Source organism: Faecalibacterium sp. An121 (assembly GCF_002160915.1).
In the GTDB taxonomy this organism is placed as follows: Bacteria; Bacillota; Clostridia; order Oscillospirales; family Ruminococcaceae; genus Faecalibacterium; species Faecalibacterium avium.
The window spans coordinates 15,826-33,113 of the sequence record NZ_NFLM01000026.1 but is presented as its reverse complement, the minus strand read 5'-3'; the positions used below and the strand labels follow the sequence as shown (position 1 = coordinate 33,113).

At 63.2% G+C, this 17,288-nt stretch carries 18 protein-coding genes; 5 read left to right on the top strand and 13 right to left on the bottom strand.

What is annotated here, in order from left to right; translation table 11 throughout:
• Positions 1-237: 237 nt before the first annotated feature.
• The 6 genes from B5E66_RS11490 to B5E66_RS11465 all read right to left on the bottom strand — a co-directional run bounded on the left by B5E66_RS11490 (position 238) and on the right by B5E66_RS11465 (position 5,736).
• Entirely contained in the window at positions 238-1,983 is a 1,746-nt protein-coding gene (locus tag B5E66_RS11490) for an Rqc2 family fibronectin-binding protein (RefSeq protein ID WP_087233192.1), read from the bottom strand.
• A gap of 66 nt (positions 1,984-2,049) precedes the next feature.
• Positions 2,050-2,835, bottom strand: coding sequence for a Nif3-like dinuclear metal center hexameric protein (locus B5E66_RS11485; protein WP_087233188.1), 786 nt, complete (start codon positions 2,833-2,835; stop codon positions 2,050-2,052).
• Between the two features lie 3 nt (positions 2,836-2,838).
• Positions 2,839-3,489, bottom strand: a complete 651-nt coding sequence (locus B5E66_RS11480) for a class I SAM-dependent methyltransferase (protein ID WP_087233185.1) — start codon at positions 3,487-3,489, stop codon at positions 2,839-2,841.
• Positions 3,489-3,743, bottom strand: coding sequence for a DUF1858 domain-containing protein (locus tag B5E66_RS11475; RefSeq protein WP_087233182.1), 255 nt, complete (start codon positions 3,741-3,743; stop codon positions 3,489-3,491). Before B5E66_RS11475 ends, B5E66_RS11480 begins: the two co-directional genes overlap by 1 nt.
• A gap of 148 nt (positions 3,744-3,891) precedes the next feature.
• Positions 3,892-4,185 carry a zinc-ribbon domain containing protein gene (locus tag B5E66_RS11470; protein ID WP_087233179.1) on the bottom strand — a complete coding sequence of 98 codons (294 nt, stop codon included), beginning with the start codon at positions 4,183-4,185 and terminating at the stop codon, positions 3,892-3,894.
• Between the two features lie 342 nt (positions 4,186-4,527).
• Positions 4,528-5,736, bottom strand: coding sequence for an acetate/propionate family kinase (locus B5E66_RS11465; RefSeq protein ID WP_087233176.1), 1,209 nt, complete (start codon positions 5,734-5,736; stop codon positions 4,528-4,530).
• Positions 5,737-5,984: 248 nt separating this feature from the next.
• Between B5E66_RS11465 and B5E66_RS11460 the strand changes: the two genes are divergently transcribed.
• Both B5E66_RS11460 and B5E66_RS11455 read left to right on the top strand, forming a co-directional pair.
• The gene (locus B5E66_RS11460) at positions 5,985-7,175 is read left to right on the top strand and encodes a nucleotidyltransferase family protein (protein WP_087233173.1); all 1,191 of its coding nucleotides are present in this window, start codon (positions 5,985-5,987) and stop codon (positions 7,173-7,175) included.
• Between the two features lie 13 nt (positions 7,176-7,188).
• A complete protein-coding gene (locus B5E66_RS11455; RefSeq protein WP_087233170.1) occupies positions 7,189-7,380 on the top strand; it encodes a hypothetical protein in 192 nt (63 codons plus the stop codon).
• A 37-nt stretch (positions 7,381-7,417) separates the two neighbouring features.
• On the opposite strand, the gene B5E66_RS11450 is transcribed toward B5E66_RS11455, so the two are convergent.
• Positions 7,418-7,966 carry a hypothetical protein gene (locus B5E66_RS11450; protein WP_087233167.1) on the bottom strand — a complete coding sequence of 183 codons (549 nt, stop codon included), beginning with the start codon at positions 7,964-7,966 and terminating at the stop codon, positions 7,418-7,420.
• An 82-nt stretch (positions 7,967-8,048) separates the two neighbouring features.
• Here B5E66_RS11450 and B5E66_RS12955 point away from each other — a divergent pair, with 82 nt between their 5' ends.
• Positions 8,049-8,693, top strand: a complete 645-nt coding sequence (locus B5E66_RS12955) for a hypothetical protein (RefSeq protein WP_143406988.1) — start codon at positions 8,049-8,051, stop codon at positions 8,691-8,693.
• On the opposite strand, the gene B5E66_RS11445 is transcribed toward B5E66_RS12955, so the two are convergent.
• The 6 genes from B5E66_RS11445 to B5E66_RS11420 all read right to left on the bottom strand — a co-directional run bounded on the left by B5E66_RS11445 (position 8,675) and on the right by B5E66_RS11420 (position 14,585).
• Positions 8,675-8,914, bottom strand: a complete 240-nt coding sequence (locus B5E66_RS11445; protein WP_087233164.1) for a hypothetical protein — start codon at positions 8,912-8,914, stop codon at positions 8,675-8,677. The genes B5E66_RS12955 and B5E66_RS11445 overlap by 19 nt on opposite strands.
• Before the next feature lie 251 nt (positions 8,915-9,165).
• Entirely contained in the window at positions 9,166-9,816 is a 651-nt protein-coding gene (locus B5E66_RS11440; protein ID WP_087233161.1) for a hypothetical protein, read from the bottom strand.
• 275 nt (positions 9,817-10,091) lie between these two features.
• Positions 10,092-11,903 carry an ABC transporter ATP-binding protein gene (locus B5E66_RS11435; protein ID WP_087233158.1) on the bottom strand — a complete coding sequence of 604 codons (1,812 nt, stop codon included), beginning with the start codon at positions 11,901-11,903 and terminating at the stop codon, positions 10,092-10,094.
• Positions 11,904-11,951: 48 nt separating this feature from the next.
• Positions 11,952-12,674 carry a YggS family pyridoxal phosphate-dependent enzyme gene (locus B5E66_RS11430; protein WP_087233155.1) on the bottom strand — a complete coding sequence of 241 codons (723 nt, stop codon included), beginning with the start codon at positions 12,672-12,674 and terminating at the stop codon, positions 11,952-11,954.
• Positions 12,675-12,682: 8 nt separating this feature from the next.
• Positions 12,683-13,243: a TIGR01440 family protein gene (locus B5E66_RS11425; protein WP_087233152.1), complete on the bottom strand. Its 561-nt coding sequence runs from the start codon at positions 13,241-13,243 to the stop codon at positions 12,683-12,685.
• Positions 13,244-13,298: 55 nt separating this feature from the next.
• A complete protein-coding gene (locus B5E66_RS11420; RefSeq protein ID WP_087233149.1) occupies positions 13,299-14,585 on the bottom strand; it encodes an SMP-30/gluconolactonase/LRE family protein in 1,287 nt (428 codons plus the stop codon).
• 261 nt (positions 14,586-14,846) lie between these two features.
• Between B5E66_RS11420 and B5E66_RS11415 the strand changes: the two genes are divergently transcribed.
• Together B5E66_RS11415 and B5E66_RS11410 are read left to right on the top strand one after the other, a co-directional pair.
• Positions 14,847-15,533 (top strand): response regulator transcription factor, encoded by a 687-nt coding sequence (locus B5E66_RS11415; protein ID WP_087233146.1) that lies wholly within the window; start codon positions 14,847-14,849, stop codon positions 15,531-15,533.
• A gap of 12 nt (positions 15,534-15,545) precedes the next feature.
• Entirely contained in the window at positions 15,546-17,096 is a 1,551-nt protein-coding gene (locus tag B5E66_RS11410) for a sensor histidine kinase (protein WP_087233143.1), read from the top strand.
• Positions 17,097-17,288 lie beyond the last annotated feature (192 nt).

Sequence of the window (17,288 nt, the reverse complement as noted above, 5' to 3'; positions counted from 1 at the left end):
GAGACCCAAAACAGGTTCAAAGGAAGGTCCTTTCCTTTGTGTGCCTATCATAACATACCCCCCCCGGTGTCAAGACCCAATTTCAAATTTTCCCTTTTTTTCTTTATTTTCTTTAGTTTTCATATTCTAACTTTGGAAGCAAAAGAAAAAGCACCCCGCATCGGCGGGGCGCTCTGGGGACGCTTTATTCAGTTCACACAGGGAAATGGTAAAAATATTTTTAGCATCCGGCACAAATCACTTTTTGCGCAGGCGGGCGGCCAGGTCGGGGTCGGGGGTGATATAGGCCGTCTCATACTTATCGTAGAGGACCATGCCCGGCTTGAGGCCAGCGGTCTTGCGGATGTTCCGGACCTCTGTGTAGTCCACCGCCACCTTGACCCCCTTGGCCTGACTGGAATGGAGCACCGCCAGCTCGGCGGCCTCCTGGCGGGTGCGGTCAGGAATATCCCGGCCGCCGCTCAGCACCACCGTGTGGCTGCCGGGGGCGTTCTTGGTGTGGAACCACAGATCCTTGCCCCGGGCCGTGTGCAGGGTCAGACGCTCGTTTTGCAGGTTGTTGCGGCCCACCAGGATCTCGAACCCATCCGAGGAGATGTAGCGGTAAAAATCGGCGGGCTTCTGCTTCCGGTCCCGTGGCTTGTAGTATTTCAGATAGCCCTGGCTTTTCAGCTCGGCCCGGATCTCATTCAGGGCGGCCTCGCCGGGAGCGCTCTCCACTTCATAGAGCACCGTTTCCAGATAGGCGATCTCCCGCTCCCCTTCCGCCAGCAGGTCCACCAGCATCCGGGCGGCGGTCTGCTTTTTCTTGTACGCCTTAAAGAAATTCTGGGCGTTCTGGCTGGGGGTATAGCGCAGGTCCAGAGGGATGGTCACCGGCTTGCCCTCGTCGTACCAGTTGGGCACCGTGATGCTCTCCATTCCCTTTTGGGCCTGGTAGAGGTTGGCCGACAGCAACTCGCCGTACAGGCGCAGCTGTTCGCTTTTTTCGCTGGCGGCCAGCTCCTCCTTGCGGGCGGCCTGTTTGCGGACCGCCCGCTCATACATATTGTGCACCGCCTTGTGAAGCTCCTTGCTCTTGGTGCGCAGCCGCTCGGCCCGGTCCTTCTCGGCATAGTAACCCTCCAGCATCTGGCAGAAGGAAGGCCAGGTGCGGATGGCATACCCCGCGCCATACTGCCCGGGCCGGAAGAAAGTGAACTCGATGGGCTTGCCCTCGGGGCTGGCCACGCTGCACGGTTCACCGCCGGCGGCGTGTTCGGCTTTCAGACCGTCGATGGCCTCCAGCAGACGGCGCTTGCCCTCCTCGTCCAGCTCACAGGCGATCTTTTCTTCCCCGCCAAAGGCCCGCCAGGCGGCTTCCCGGCAGACCACCGGGCCCACCCCCGCCACCGTCCGGCTGAGGGCGGCGGCCACCGGCAGGTCTTTCTGGCAGGCGGCGGCTACGATCGAGGCCGCGCTGGCCGCCAGAAAGTCAGGGCGGGCCGGCTTGGGCGGAACGGTATAGGCCAGCCCCGGCAGCAGCTGCCGGATCTCGCTGTCCTCAAAGTCCACCCGCTTGAGGGCGTCAATGATCCTGCCGTTCTGCACCAGCACCAGGTTGGAATAGCGGCCCATCAGTTCGGCGCACAGGGTGTTGGTCACCAGGTCCCCCATCTCGTTGGTGCACAGAAAATCAAAGTAGACGATCCGGTCTCCCGGCTCCATCCGCACCGCCACCAGCCGTCCGCCGGTCAGATGCTTGCGCATCAGCATGCAGAAGGAGGGCGGGGTCTCGGGATTCTCAAAACTCTCGTCGGTCAGGCAGACCCGGGCCGACCCGCTGCGCGCCGACAGCAGCAAACTGTATGTGTCGGCGCGGGTGCGCAGGGTGATGACCAGCTCGTCCCGGGTAGGCTCAAAGATCTTTGCAATTTTAGCGTCGGTCACCGTGCGGCCCAGTTCGGCCGCTGTCAGTGCCAGGGTTGCGGCATCCAGTGCCATGATGTTCCCCCTCTCAAACAGACCAACGGCGCGGCAGTCCAGCGTCCCGCCGCGCCATCTTGTTTCTTACAGGTATGTAAACGGGTCCCGGTTGGCCTGGCTGGCCACAGCCTCCAGCCCCGGCACAGCCGCTTCCAGCCGCCGGGCCAGAGCCGCAGCAGCCGGATATTCGGTGGCATAGTGCCCTGCGGCGATCAACCCCAGACCCAGCCGCCGGGCGTCACAGGCGGCGTGGTGGTTGGCTTCGCCGGTCAGCAGGCAGTCCGCCCCTGCGGCCAGCGCCTCCTCAAACATACTGCCCCCCGACCCGCTGATCACCGCCAGCCGCCGTACCGGCCTGCCGTTGTCGGTATACTTGACCTGCACCGCAGGCCCTTCCAGCGGCGGCACGCAGCGGGCAGCCAGCTCTTTTTGGGCCAGCCGCGCCAGCTCGGGCACCGTGAGCGGGGAGACGGCGTCCAGCTCCCCCACCCGGCCGCAGCCCCCCGCAAAGGGGAGCGGGTCCCGGATGCCCAGGATCTCCGCCAGCACCTCGTTCACCCCGCCCTCGGCGGCGTCCAGATTGGTGTGCATACAGATGGCCGAGATGCCCGCCTGCACCAGCAGGAAGGCCACGTCCCGGCAGTCCAGCCGCTTGAGGGGGGAGAAGATCACCGGATGGTGGGCCACGATCACCCCGCAGCCCAGCTGCCGGGCCTCCTCCACCACCTCGGGGGTGATGTCCAGGGCGGTCAGGGCACGGGCAGCCGGCCGGCCGCAGTCCACCAGCAGACCCACATTGTCCCAGCTCTCGGCCAGTTCCGGCGGGGCCATCCGGGCCATCGCCTGGTAAATCGCTTGGATCTCAGCCATGGTTCATTCTCCCTTCAGCAGCTGGTCGATCTCCCGGGCCGCAGGGGTGCCGTCCGGCGTGCCCAGCCGCAGCTTGGCCAGCTTTTCTCTCTGTTTGGCCTGGTAGCCCGATGCCTCCGGCCACCGGCCCGTATCTCCATACAGGGCCTGGGCCAGCGTGAGCTGCCGGCAGGTCCCATCGTACTCGGCGGCCATCACCGCATACCAGCGGCCCGCCGCCTCCACCGGCCTGTCGCATACCAGCCGGAATCCATGTCCCGCCAGCCAGCGGCGCAGTTCATCGTGGCGGGTGGCCGGGATCAACACCAGACGCGGGCCGCCGGGATCGGACACCCAGGGGGCAGCCTCCAGCATCTGCCAGGCAGTCTGGGCCGACACCCCCGCGATGACGATGGTGCCCACCTCCCCCGCAGACAGCACAGAAAGACCGTCGCCCAGCCGAAGCTGGACGCGGTCTTGACATTGCGCCTGCTCCACCGTCCGGCGCGCCTTAGCCAGAGGCCCCGGGCGCAGGTCGGTGCCGATCACCCGGGGATACAGCCCCGAACAGGCCAAAGCGGCGGTCAGCTTGCCGTGGTCGCAGCCCACATCCGCCACCGGCAGACCCGGCCGGCACAGCTCCGCCGCGGCCGCCAGCCGTGCGTCCAGAGCCATCAGGCCTTGGCCTTGGCTGCCAGGTGGTCGTTCAGCTTCTGGATCAGGGCGTCACAGTCCACGCCATGGACGGCGCAGGCCTCCTCGATGCTCTCCCCGCGGGAAGCAGGGCAGCCCAGGCAGTGCATCCCGATCTCCAAAAAATAGGGCGCGGTGGTGTTGTCCAGGTCCAGAATATCGCCGATGATGGTCTGGCGGGTCACCTGGAAGGGCCCGTCGCTGTGGCTGCGGATGCTGTTGAAAATATCAAACATGAACTTTCGTCCTTTCTCTGTCTGGCATATGGGGCCGCCGGCCCCTTTTGTACGCTTCTACTATACCCCAAAACCCGTCGGTTTACAAGTAACCGGGTCACAAAAAGGGCCCCCGCCGCTTGACGGCAGAGGCCCTTGCACTGCAAACTTAGTTCTGGTTCTGCTTGATGCGTGCGAAGCAGTCAGAGCAGTAGACCGGACGGTCCTCGCGGGGCTGGAAGGGCACCTTGCAGGCCTTGCCGCAGGAAGCGCAGACAGCGTCGTACATCTTGCGCTCGCCGGTGCCGGCGGGGCGGACGCCGTTCTTGCGGGCATCACGGCAAGCCTTGCAGCGCTGGGGCTGGTTCTCAAAGCCACGGGATGCATAGAACTCCTGCTCGCCAGCAGTCCAAACAAACTCCTTGCCGCAGTCCTTGCAAACTAAAGTCTTGTCTTCAAACATCGTTGTATCTCCTCTTGTTTTGTGCTTGCCCGCGGAAGGATTGGAACTACACCTTGGTTTTGGGGCGCCGATCGTCAGCTTGCCAGGGGCTTGAAGCATGTTCTATCCTCATAAAGCGAGGACTTCCTTATTGTACCCTGCTTTGCTCGTTTTGTCAACCAAAAATCAGCCCCAGAAGCGGGAAATTCTGTTTTGTGCAACATAAGACACACTTTTCATTTGTCGAAAAAACGCAGTTTTCAGCATTTGTGCCGGGCCTGTACAGAAAAGATCACACGCCTGTGCAGACGTGTGATCTCAGGTGCATCAATCTTCCATATCAGACGCGGGGACAGCCGCCGTTCAGCCGGCGTTCTTCTCCAGCACTTCCTTGGTATCGCGGGCGATCATCAGCTCCTCGTTGGTGGCGATGACCAGGGTGCGCACCTTGGCGCCCCAGGCCGTGATCTCGCACACATCGCCCCGGATGCTCTTGTTCTTATCGGTGTCGATGCGGATGCCCAGCCAGTCCATGTGGTGGCAGATTTTGGCGCGGATGACGTCGTCATGCTCGCCGATGCCGCCGGTAAAGACGATGGCGTCCACGCCGCCCATGGAGGCGATGTAGCTGCCCACCACCTTCTTGATCTGGTAGGTCAGCATATCCAGAGCCAGCTGGGCGCGGTCGTTGCCCTCGCTGGCGGACTTCTCCACGTCGCGCATATCGCTGGACACACCGGAGATGCCCAGCAGGCCGGACTTCTTGTTCAGGATCTCATCCAGCTCGTGGCCGGTGATGTCCAGGGTATATTTCAGGTAGTTGACCACGGAGGGATCCAGGTCGCCGCAGCGGGTGCCCATCATCAGGCCGGCCAGCGGGGTCATGCCCATGGAGGTATCCACCACACGGCCCTGGTCCACGGCGGTGATGGAGGAGCCGTTGCCCAGATGGCAGGTGATCAGCTTGAGGCGGCTCATGGGCTCTTCCAGGTACTCGGCCGCCTTGTGGCTGACGTACTTGTGGCTGGTGCCGTGGAAGCCGTAGCGGCGGACGCCGTACTTCTCATAGTACTCATAGGGGATGGCGTACATGTAAGCCTTGGGAGGCATGGTGCTGTGGAAGGCCGTATCAAAGACAGCGATCTGGGGAACATCCTGGCCAAAGACCTTGCGGGCGGTCTCGATGCCCAGGATGCCGGCGGGGTTGTGCAGAGGGGCCAGCGGGCTCAGCTCCCGCAGGGCGGTGATGACTTCGTCGGTGATCAGGCAGCTCTCCTTGAATTTCTCGCCGCCGTGCACCACCCGGTGGCCGATGGCGTCGATCTCATTGACGTTCTCGATGCACTTGCCTGCACCGGTGGTCATCTTTTTGATCAGCTCAAGGAAAGCCTCGGTGTGGGTGGGGAAAATCGCAGGGGTAGTGGCCTTGTGGCCGTTCGCCTCATGGGTGATCATGCTGCTCTCCATGCCGATGCGCTCGCACAGGCCTTTGCACAGCACCTTCTCGCCTTCCATATCGATCAGCTGATACTTCAGGGAGGAAGAACCGCAGTTGATAACCAGAACTTTCATCTTCTCGTTGCCTCCTGTTTTATTTCGTCCACCGGCGGGCCCCTCTGGCCAACCCTGTGGAACACATACAAAGAAAACGCCAAGAGTTTGTGCGGATCTGCCAAATTCAGGCGCCCCGCCTGAAAGCCGTCCTCTGCAAACAGTTGCGTCCCATTCATCTACATTATATAATAGAGTGGAACGCTTTGCAAGACAAAATGGTCAAAAAGACAAAAACTTGTGTACAACGCAACAAAACAGGAGGGAATATGCGCTTCGCAGGCATCATTGCAGAATACGACCCCTTCCACAACGGCCACGCCTGGCAGCTGGCCGCCGCCCGGGAGATGGGGGCCCGGCAGATCGCGGTGGCCCTCAGCTGTGCCCTCACCCAGCGGGGGGCGCCGCCCCTGCTCCCCGAAGGGGTACGGGTGCGGGCGGCCCTGCAGGCAGGGGCGGGGCTGGTGTTTGCCCTGCCCGCTCCCTGGGCCATGTCGGGGGCCGAGAGCTTTGCCCGGGCCGGGGTGGCCCTGCTGGCCGCCGCCGGCTGCGACAGCCTGGTATTTGGGGCAGAGGACCCCGACCCCGGCCGCCTGATGGCCGCCGCCCGGGCCCTGGCCTCCGCCTCCTACCGGGATGCCCTGAAAGAGCAGCTGGCCGCCGGCGCCCGCAATTTTGCCGCCGCGCGTCAGGCAGCCATCGGCCGGATCTGTCCCGGGCAGGGGCTGGAGCAGCTGCTGGACCGCCCCAACAACAATCTGGCCGTGGAATACTGCAAGGCCATTCTGGAACTGGGAGCAGACCTGCAGCCCATCCCCCTGCCCCGGCAGGGCGCGGGACACGGCCAGGCCCTGACCAACGGCCCGTATGCCAGCGCCAGCGCCCTGCGGGGCCGCTGGGCAGCCCAGGGGGCCGGCGGGCTGACCGGGTATGTCCCCCCGCAGGCGCTGCCCCTCTATCAGGACGCTTTTGCGGCGGGGGCCTGCACCGACCCGCAGGCCCTCAGCGTGGCGGTGCTCTCCCGTCTGCGGGCCCGGCAGAGCTTTGCGGGGGTGCGGGGAGCCACCGAGGGTCTGGAGCACCGGCTGGAGACCTGCCTGCGGGAGGCCGTCACCCTGGACGCCCTCTGCGACGCCATGACCACCGTCCGCTATCCCCGGGCGCGGATGCGCCGCCTGGTCATGGACGCAGCCCTGGGCTATGGCAAAGGCCCCGGCTGGCTGGAGCTGCCCGACCTGCCCCCCTACCTTCATCTGCTGGGCGCCCGCGCTGACGCCATGTCCCTGCTGGCCGGGGCGGCGCTGCCCCTCTCCCCTTCTCTGGCCAAACTGGCCCGGTGCAGTCCGGACTGCGCCCGCACCGCCCAGGCCCAGGCCGCCGCCGCCGACCTGGCAGCCCTCTGCCGCCGTGCCCTGCAGCCTATGGGGACGGCCTACACCGCACCTTTTGTGAAATGGTAAAGGAGGTTTTTCCATGTCCCGGGACTATGGTTATTTTGGCAAAGGCTCCACAGGCTACGCCCAATACATGACCGCTTTCAAGCGCACCCAGCGCGGCGGCGGGGGCGGAGGCGGAGGTGGGAACGGGGGCGGCGCCGGCTGCTTTCTGGTCCTGCTGGGGATCATCGTGCTCCTGGCGATCATCAGCCCGTTCCTTGCCAACTGAACAAAAAGCCCGCCTCTTTGTGGAGGCGGGCCTTTTTTCATGCGGCGGTGGGGATGCGGGTGACCGTTACCACAACATAATAGACCGGTATGGCCGTCCCGTCCTCATTGGTCAGGGAGCGGCCTGCGGCGCTGGTCGAGACCACATAGCGGTAGTCGTAGCGCGGACTGCCGCCCATGTTGCTGCTGGGCAGCTTTTCCAGCACCGGATCCACCTGGGCGGCTACCCTTCGGATCGCCTCTTCCAGCCCCATCGAACCGGGAGCCGCGTACAGGACGGCGCACTTGGTGGGCTGGGCTGCGTCCAGGGTGGGGTTATTGATGAAATAGTAGTACATTCCGTCGGGGGTGTTGCCCCGTTTGAGGCTGGTATTTTTGATCCCCCGCGCAGTGACGAAGTCCTTGACCATCTGCCCATACCCCGGCGACGTGTTGTAAATGGGGGTGATCTGCCCTTCCTGGATCGAGCCGGTGGCCTCCGCGACCAGACTGTTCAGTGCGTCCTGGAGGGCGTCTTCATCCTGGATGCTGTCCTCAAAGGTGATGAAGTCCTTCTTGGCTGCGGGCGGCAGGTCATCCTCCAGCATACCCGTAAAGTCAATGTCCGGCCTTTGCGGAGTATCGGGTGCAGTCGGCGTACTGGATGCACCGCCGCCCGGGGTCTCGGGTGTGGTCGGCGTACTGGACGCTCCGCCGCCCGGGGTCTCGGGTGTGGTCGGCGTGCTGGATGCGCCGCCGCCCGGGGTCTCGGGCGTGGTCGGTGCGCTGGATGCTCCGCCGCCCGGGGTTTCGGGTGCAGTCGGCGTGCTGGACGCGCCGCCGCCTGGGGTCTCGGGTGTGGTCGGCGTGCTGGACGCTCCGCCGCCCGGTGTCTCGGGTGTGGTCGGTGTGCTGGATGCGCCGCCGCCCGGGGTTTCGGGTGCAGTCGGTGTACTGGACGCTCCGCCGCCCGGGGTCTCGGGCGTGGTCGGTGCGCTGGACGCGCCGCCGCCCGGGGTCTCGGGTGCAGTCGGCGTGCTGGATGCTCCGCCGCCCGGAACCAAAGGGATATTGGGGTTGCCGGGATCGTCCGTCACTCCGGAACTGGAACTGCCAGAGCTGCTGGAACTGCCGGCATCCCCCGCCCCGCCGCCCAGCCACGGGCAAAAACAACAGCTGACCGCGGCAGCAGCGCACAGCGCCAGCGAAACGATTTTTTCACAGAACATGGGTCTTCCTCCTTGCGGTCAATGGCTCCGGTTTGGTCTGACCCATGTATATGCAGGGCGGCGGGCAGATGTGCGGCTGCGCCGGCCTTATCGATCCGACAGATAGTCCAGCAGCTTTTCCCGTGCGGCCCCGGCGGTCTCTGCCGGTGGATCGCCTGCCAGGTAAAGCAATGCGTCATTCCATTCAAACAGGGTGGCGTCTTCCGGTTCTATGTGCCATACCACACTTGCCAGTTTCGCTTTTTGTATCCTGTCCAGCCAATGCAGGTCAGACAGATATGTGCAGCCCATCCGGGCCGCCAGTCGATCCAGTAAACTTTCCTTCATCCTATCATTCCCTTGTAGAACAATGCGGGGGCCGGCTGCAAAGCCGGCCCCCGCAGAGGGACCCTATCTTTCGTGACGCAAAAGTTCTTTTGTTTTGGTGCGATCAACAACAGAAGGAATATTGGTTTTATTCCTCTTTGCCGCCACATCGGATGGGTGTTTTACCCGAGCGCGCAGGTGGTCTCTGGCACCTGCTCGCCCCTTATATCATCTCCCGGTATGGTGCCCCGGGGTGTTATAAGTAAGTTAACTCAGACGCGGGTAACGTGCTGGGTCACAGCGATAGCAATGTACTTCACGCCCACGCTCATATCACCCACGGTCGAGTAGTTCTTGGTGACAATGCTTGCAGCGATGTCGTAGCTGTAATCATACTCACCGTTACTAGACTTCTCAGTGAATTTTCCATTATTAACATTGCCGCTAATGGTATTGGTAATTTTATCAGCAACCAGCTCCAGAGCCTTGGTGTTGCTCACACTAGCGCTCACAGCGTACACCTCAACCGCAACAGTGTCTTTATCATTATTGTTGTCAAGAGCCTCAATAGTATCTTCAGCGCTCAACGCCTTCACAACAGCAGAGTTGATGTCTCCACCTGCCGCTTTATCATACTTCAGGAATTCAACATCAGTATCATTAGCATACCGGAGCTGCAAGTCATTGTAATAGGTATCCACAGCGCTCTGCAGAGCGGAATCCAGCTCAGAGTTGGCAACAGCCTCAGTCACAATGCGGCGTGCATCACCCTCGAGAGCATCCTGCAAGGTAGCTGCATAGTTAGAAGTAGCGGGAGTCTCAGGCTCGGTAGGGGTGCTGGAAGAAGAGCCATTGCAGCCAGCCAGCATGCTGACGGCCATGATGCCGGCCAGCGCCAGAGAAGCAATCTTCTTGAGTTTCATAATGAATTTTTCCTCCTTATGGTGTATAAAAGATAGAGACCCAAAACAGGTTCAAAGGAAGGTCCTTTCCTTTGTGTGCCTATCATAACATACCCCCCCGTGTCAAGACCCAATTTCAAATTTTTCCCATTTTTCTTTATTTTCTTTAGTTTGCATTATCTAACTTCGGAGGAGGGGATCTGTAGGCAAACGAAAAGCGCACGCTTTCGCGTGCGCTTTGGGGACACTTTATTCAGTTTTCGCAGAGAAATAGTAAAAATATTTTTACTTTCACCTTACCACAGCATCTCATCGCCGGGCAGCTGGTTCCACAGGCGGTAGTAGATCCCCTGCTTCTCCAACAGTTCCTGATGGGTGCCATCCTCCAGGATGCCCTCGGCTCCCAGCACCAGGATGCGGTCGTAATCCTTGATGGTGGTCAGCCGGTGGGCGATGGTCAGGGTGGTGCGGCCATGGGCCAGTTTCTCCAGGCTCTGGCCTACCAGGATCTCGCTCTCGTTGTCCAGAGCGCTGGTGGCCTCGTCCAGGATCAGGATGGGCGGGTTCTTCAAAAAGACCCGGGCAATGGAAAGCCGCTGTTTCTGGCCGCCCGACAGCTTGACGCCCCGTTCACCCACATAGGTGTCATAGCCGTCCTTGAGGGCCAGGATGAATTTTTCGGCGCCGGCCAGGCGGGCCGCGGCGGCGATTTCTTCACGGGTGGCTCCCGGTTTGCCGTAGGCGATGTTCTCGGCTACCGTGCCGCTGAACAGGTACACGTCCTGCTGCACGATGCCGATGGACGCGCGCAGGCTTTCGAGCGTCACCTTGCGGATGTCCTGGCCGTCGATGTAGATGCGGCCGGCGGTCACATCGTAGAACCGGGGGATCAGGTTGCACAGGGTGGTCTTGCCGCCCCCCGACGGCCCCACCAGGGCCAGACGCTGGCCCGCAGGGATGTGGATGTTCACGTCCCGCAGGACCTTGTTGTGGTCGTCGGGATACTCAAAGCTGACGTGCTCCAGCTGGATATCCCCGGGCCCCGGCTTGAGGGGCACCGCGTCGGGGGCATCCTGGATGTCTATGGGGGTATCCAGGATCTCAAAGAACCGCTCGATGCCGGTCATGCCGCGCTGGAACTGCTCGGCAAACTCCACGATCCGCCGGATGGTGGCGATCAGGGTGGACACATACAGCGAGTAGGCCACCAGGTCGCCGGGCAGGATCCATCCCTGCACCACAAAGATGCCGCCTCCCAGGATGGTGACCAGGTACATCAGGCCGTCGAACATCCGGGTGGAGGTCTGGAAGGCCGCCATCACCTTATAACTGTTTTTCTTGAGCCGCTGGAAGGTGCCGTTGCCCACTTCGAACTTTTTGTTCTCGGTCTTTTCGGCGCAGAAGGCCTTGACCACCCGCTCGCCCAGCAGGCTCTCCTCGATCTGGGCGTTCAGCTCGCCCACCTGCACCCGCTGGGCCCGCTGGGTGGCCCGCAGCTTCGAGTTCAGCTTGACCGACACCACCCCCATCAGGGGCACGCACAGGAACAGCAGCACCGTCAGGCCGATGCTGTACCGGCACAAGATCAGGAAGCTGGCCAGGATCTTGACAGCTGCAATGAAAAATTCTTCGGGACAGTGATGGGCAAACTCGGTCACATCGAACAGGTCGTTGGTGATCCGGCCCATGATCTGGCCGATCTTGTTGTTGGAGTAGTAGGCCACGCTCAGCCGCTGCAGATGGGCAAAGGCGTCCCGGCGCATATCCGTCTCGATATACACCCCCATGACGTGGCCCATATCCGACATATAATAGGCCGCCAGGCCGTCGATGATCCGCAGCACGAAATAGAGCAGCCCCAGCTTGAGCACGATGCCGATGGTCAGGGCGGCCAGATCGTTGACCGCGGTGTTGGTGATATACCGCAGGATCAGCGGCAGCACCAGGTCGCAGATGCAGGTCAGGGCCGCGCAGAACAGGTCAAAGACCATGGTCTGCCAGTATTTCCGCTCATACGGCCAGAACCGCCGCAGCAGGTCGAGGGCCGAGGTATGGCGGGCGTTGGGGTCCTGATACTTCGGCTTTTCGACGTCGTTCAAATCCACCATGTTGATTCTCCTGTTGTTTTTCTAAATCGTTGTCGTATTTTAGCCCGTTCAGGCTTTGGGGCCGTAATCCCGGGCGCCATAGATGGCGGTGCCGATCCGCACCAGGGTGGCGCCTTCCCGGATGGCGTTTTCAAAGTCGCCGCTCATCCCCATCGAGAGGATCTCCATCCGGACATTGTCGTAGCCGCGCTCCCCCGCCCGGACGAACAGCTTGTACACCTGTCCCAGCAAGGCCCGGTTTTGGGCGTCATCCTCATTCACCGGGGGAATGGCCATCAGCCCTCTCACCCGCAGATGGGGCTGGGCCGCCGCAAGATCCAGCAGCGCCCACAGTTCTTCCGGAGAGACGCCGGTCTTGCTGGCCTCCTCACCAATATTGACTTCCAGTAGAATATCCTGAACGATATCCATTTTGGATGCTTCTTTTTCCAGGGCAGCCACCAGCCGGGGGCTGTCCACGCTCTGGATCACGGCAGCCCGGCCCAGCACTTTCCGGATCTTGTTGGTTTGCAGGTGGCCAATGAAATGGACCGGCTTGCCGCAGTAGGCCCCGGCGTCGCTGTTGGCGCACAGCTCCTGCACATGGTTCTCCCCAAACAGGTCGATGGGCAGCCGGGCGCTCAGGGCAATGGTCTGGGGCGTGTGGGTCTTGCAGGCCGCGCACAGTTGGACGCCGGCGGGGTCCCGCCCGGCCTCGCGGGCCGCGTCTGCCATTTTGCGGCGGATCTCCGCCACCGCCTGCTCCATCTGTTCCAGATTCCGTTCTGTCATACCTGTCCTCAATCCTCCTCTGTGTATTTGGCCCGTTCCCCGCCGATCAGCTTGGGGCGGGTGCGGGCACAGAGCAGCAGCGCCTTGCCGATGTGGTCCAGACTCAGCCGCACCGGCACCGCCACGGCCCGCAGGTGCATCCCGATCAGGGTGCCCCCGATATCCAGCCCGGCGTGGGCCCGGATCTCCTCCACCGCCACCGGGTGCGCAAACCGCTTCCAGCAGGTGGTGGCCCAGCTGCCCCCCGCATGGGGACGGGGCACCACGCATACTTCCTCCCAGCCATAGGTCCGGGCGGCCTCCCGCTCCAGGATCAGGGCGCGGTTCAGGTGCTCGCAGCACTGGGCTGCCAGCCAGATGCCCTGCCGGGCCAGCACCGGGGCGATCCCCTCGTAGACTGCGCCGGCAGCCTCCATGCTGCTGTCCTTGCCGATGTGGCCCCCCACGATCTCGCTGGAGGAGCAGCCCACCACAAACACGTCCCCTGCCTGGAGGCCGGCCACAGCCAGCAGTTCCTCCACGGCCTGACGAGCCTGGCGGGTGATCTCGGTCTTTTCTTGTTCGGTCATCGCAAAACGCCTCTTTCCCAACAAAACCATCCCGGGGCGGTTCCGGCCCCGGCTTTTACAAGCGGAAATAGCATACGCCGCTCTCCGCCCCGGGCAGATAGAGCCGGTTGCCGCTGGGGGCCAGCGCCCCGCTGGCAACGGCATCGGCGGCGTAGTCCGCCTCCAGGCTGCCGTCGGGGCGGAAACTCTGGGCGGCGGCCGGGCAGGCGGCAAACAGGCTGCGCTGGACGCTCCGGGGCAGCCGTGCCGCAATGCCCCGGATGCCGGGATCTGCGGCCCGGTCCTCCAGCCAGCGGGCGGCGGCCCAGGGATAGGTCACATAGACGCTGCCGTCCGCATCCACCGCCAGAGCGGTGGGATAGCCCGGCAAGTCCCCCGCAAACAGACGGCATCCCTTGCCGCCGGCGGTGAGCTCCCGGCCTGCGGCGTCCACCGCCCAGATGCAGCGGCTGCCCAGGTCGGAGACATACAGGGTCTCGCCGTCGGGGGAGAGGGCCAGGCCCGCCGCTCCGGCGATGCCGCCCATCACCCGCCGCACGGCGCGGCCTGCGGGGTCATAGGCATAGACCCAGCCGGTGGCGGTGTGGCCGATCAGCTCGGACCGCAGGGCCTCGTCCAGGCTGCCGGCCTGGGGGCCAAAGTCCGCCGCCTGGGTAAAATAGATCTGGCCGTCGGGGCCGGCGGCCACCGCGGCGGGATAAGTCAGACGCCTGCCGTCGATCTGGGTGACGACCTGTTCGGCGGTGGTGCCCCAGCCGTCGTGGGAGGCGCGGCAGAGGGCCCCGCCCTCCCCGGTCAGGACAGTGTACCAGATGTCGCCCGCCGGGTCAAAGGCAAACGCGGTGATCCGGCCTTCCTCGGTCAGCACCGTCATCAGACCGCTGCCATCCTCCCGCATCCGCAGCAGGGCGCTGCCCTCTCCCTCTGCCGGCCGGGCCGCCAGATAGATCCAGCCGTCCCGCACCTGGATGCAGTCGGGGGGCTGGTAGCCCTCCACGGCCAGGGCGGCGGTGTCCGAAATGGATTGCCCGCCCGCAGGCGCGGCGGCGGCCGGCAGGGTGTAGCTCTGCGGTTCAGCTTCGATGGGGCGGAACCCCAACGTATAGACCAGGGCGGCAGCCGTCAGGATGGCCAGCACCGCCGCCGCGATCTGAAACCGGTGCAGGATAAAATCCCGCCGGGCCCGGCGCTCCGCCTCCCAGGCGGCACGGCGGCGGGCGTCCTCGGCCCGGGTGGCCCTGGCCTGGCGGGACCAGCGGTTCATCCAGGCCGACACACGGGGTCCAAAGGCCAGCACTGCGATCAGCAGCACCAGCAAAAATTCTGTCAGTCCAAAACGCATGGAGTCTTTTCCTTTTCTCTCATCCAGTGGTTGGGCGTGCGCCCCCAGTATACAGCATCCTGTGGGGCGAATGCAAGAGCCGGGCCGGTTTTGGATTGCACCGGGCCGGCAGACTGTGATACAATGGGTGTGGGATGCATCTTTTCCAAAGGATTCACCCAAAGTTCACACTTCTTCACATTTTCCGTATTATTATGGTAATGAAATGTGAAAATCCAGGGCCATGCCCTGTAAATCGAAGAAATGGAGGACAACCGTCCCATGGCAAAAATATTGATCGTCGATGACGAACCCCGCATCCGGGAATTGATCCGGGAGCATCTGCAATACGCAGGCTACACCTGTGAGGAGGCCGCCGACGGTTCCGCAGCCCTGGCCCAGGTGACCAGCGCCAGCTACGATCTTGTGATCCTGGATCTCATGATGCCCTTTATGGACGGCATGACCTGCCTGCGGGAGATGCGCAGCCGTCACATCAACACCCCCGTCATCATCCTGACCGCCCGCGGCGAGGAATACGACAAGCTGGCCGGCCTGGAGGGCGGCGCCGATGACTATGTGGTCAAGCCCTTCTCCCCGCGGGAACTGGTGGCCCGGGTGCGCGCGGTGCTCAACCGCACCCTCTCCCACCCCGAAACGGCCGCCAGCATCATGACCTTCGGGGAGCTGTCCATCGACACCGCCAGCCACACCGTCAGGGTGGGGGGCGAGGAGGTCAGCCTGACCCCCAAGGAGTTCGACCTGCTGGTGTTCCTGGCTTCCAACAAGGGGATCGCCCTGTCCCGCGAAAAGATCCTGCAAAAGGTGTGGAACTACGACTACTTCGGCGAGGACCGCACCGTGGACACCCACGTCAAGATGCTGCGCGGCCATCTGGGGGCCTGCCGCAGCTATATCGTCACCGTGTGGGGCATCGGCTACAAGTTTGACCCCGACGCCCGCCGGTAACCGGTGTACCGTATGAAGTGGCCCTGTCACATCCCCGCGCCCCCTGCGGGACAGCAGCACCCATCCCCCGGCATCCGCGCCCAGCTGATGCTGTTCCTCACCTTCATCTGCCTGTTTTTGCTGGGGCTGTACTGGTTCCTTTCCACCCAGCTGCTGGAGCCGCTGTATAACCAGCGGATCGAAGCCCAGCTGACCAGCCAGGCGGACGAGATCGTCAACCTGATCGACGCCACCCAGGACCAGGGCGATATCATTTCCAGCTGGGATTTCGGCATCCTGGCGGTGGACAACACCTTCCGCACCCGGCTGTACGAGCTGCTTTCGGCCAACACCCAGCTGACCAACTTCTGCGTGGACATCTCCGACTCCACCCTGCGCAGCATCATCACCATCGAGAACCTCTACCCCTGCCTGCTCCACAACAGCACCCTGACCACCCGCTCCGACGACAACGCTTTCTCCTGGGACAAATCCACCGTCATCGAGATGCGCCGGGCCTGCCGGATCAACGGCAGCTGGACCCAGGTACTGAACACCAGCGGCGGTTCTTCCCAGGTGGTGGTGGGCCGGATGAGCGGCGACGGCTCCTATTCGGTGCTGGTCTCCACCAGCCTGGTCCATGTGGCCGAGGCCGGGCAGGTGCTCAGCGATATGCTGCCCCTCATTGCCGTGCTGGTGTTCGCCTTCGCCCTGGCGGCGGCCTGGCTGTTCAGCCAGTGGTTCACCCGGCCCCTGCGGGAACTCTCGGCAGCGGCCCGCCAGATGGCCGGCGGCAACTACTCGGTGCATCTGGACGCCAACCGCCGGGACGAGCTGGGCACCCTGGCCGAAGACTTCAACCACATGGCCCGGGAGGTCCAGCGTTCGGCGCAGATGCAGCGCGACCTGCTGGCCAACGTCTCCCACGACCTGCGCACCCCCCTCACCCTCATCAAGGGGTATGCCGAGACGGTCCGCGACATCACCGGGGACGACAAGGCCCACCGGGACGAGCAGCTGAACATCATCGTGGACGAGACCGACCGGCTGACCGCCCTGGTCTCCAGCGTGATGGAATTGAGCAAAGTCACCAGCGGTGCCGAAAAGTGCGAGCCGGTCCGCTTTGACATGGGCCAGCTGTGCGACGAGGTCAGCGAGCGGTACGAAGCGGTCTGCCGCCAGAACGGCTGGGCCCTGCGTCTGGAACTGCCCGACGAGCCGCTGGACGTCTGGGCCGACCCCGCCATGATCGAGCGGGCGCTGCACAACCTGCTGGGCAACGCCATGCATCACATCGGCCCCGACGGGGTGTTCATCCTGCGGGCGGTGCGCTGTACGGCCGGGGTCCGGGTGGAAGTGGAGGACCACGGCCCCGGCATCTCCGCCGAGGACCTGCCCTACATTTTCGAGCGGTACTACCGTTCCCGCTCGGACGCCGGAAAGGCCGGCACCGGCCTGGGGCTCTCCATCACCAAGGCCATCTTCCAGCAGCACGGCTTCCGCTTCGGGGTGCAGAGCACCCTGGGCAAGGGCACCGTTTTCTGGTTCATCATGAGCCCGCCCCCCGTCCCCGAGACCACCTGAACAAGCAAAGGGCCTGCCTTCTCCGGCAGGCCCTTTGAGCGTGTCGAAAAACGACACGCTTTAGGGGGAACCTATTTCTGCCTGCTGCGCAGGTCAGAAATTCTTTCCCCCTAATATCCCCCTTTTGGACAAAATTTAGCGCTGAACCGCGCACTTGCCGCAAAGCGGCTCGCACACTCTCAGCGCCAAATT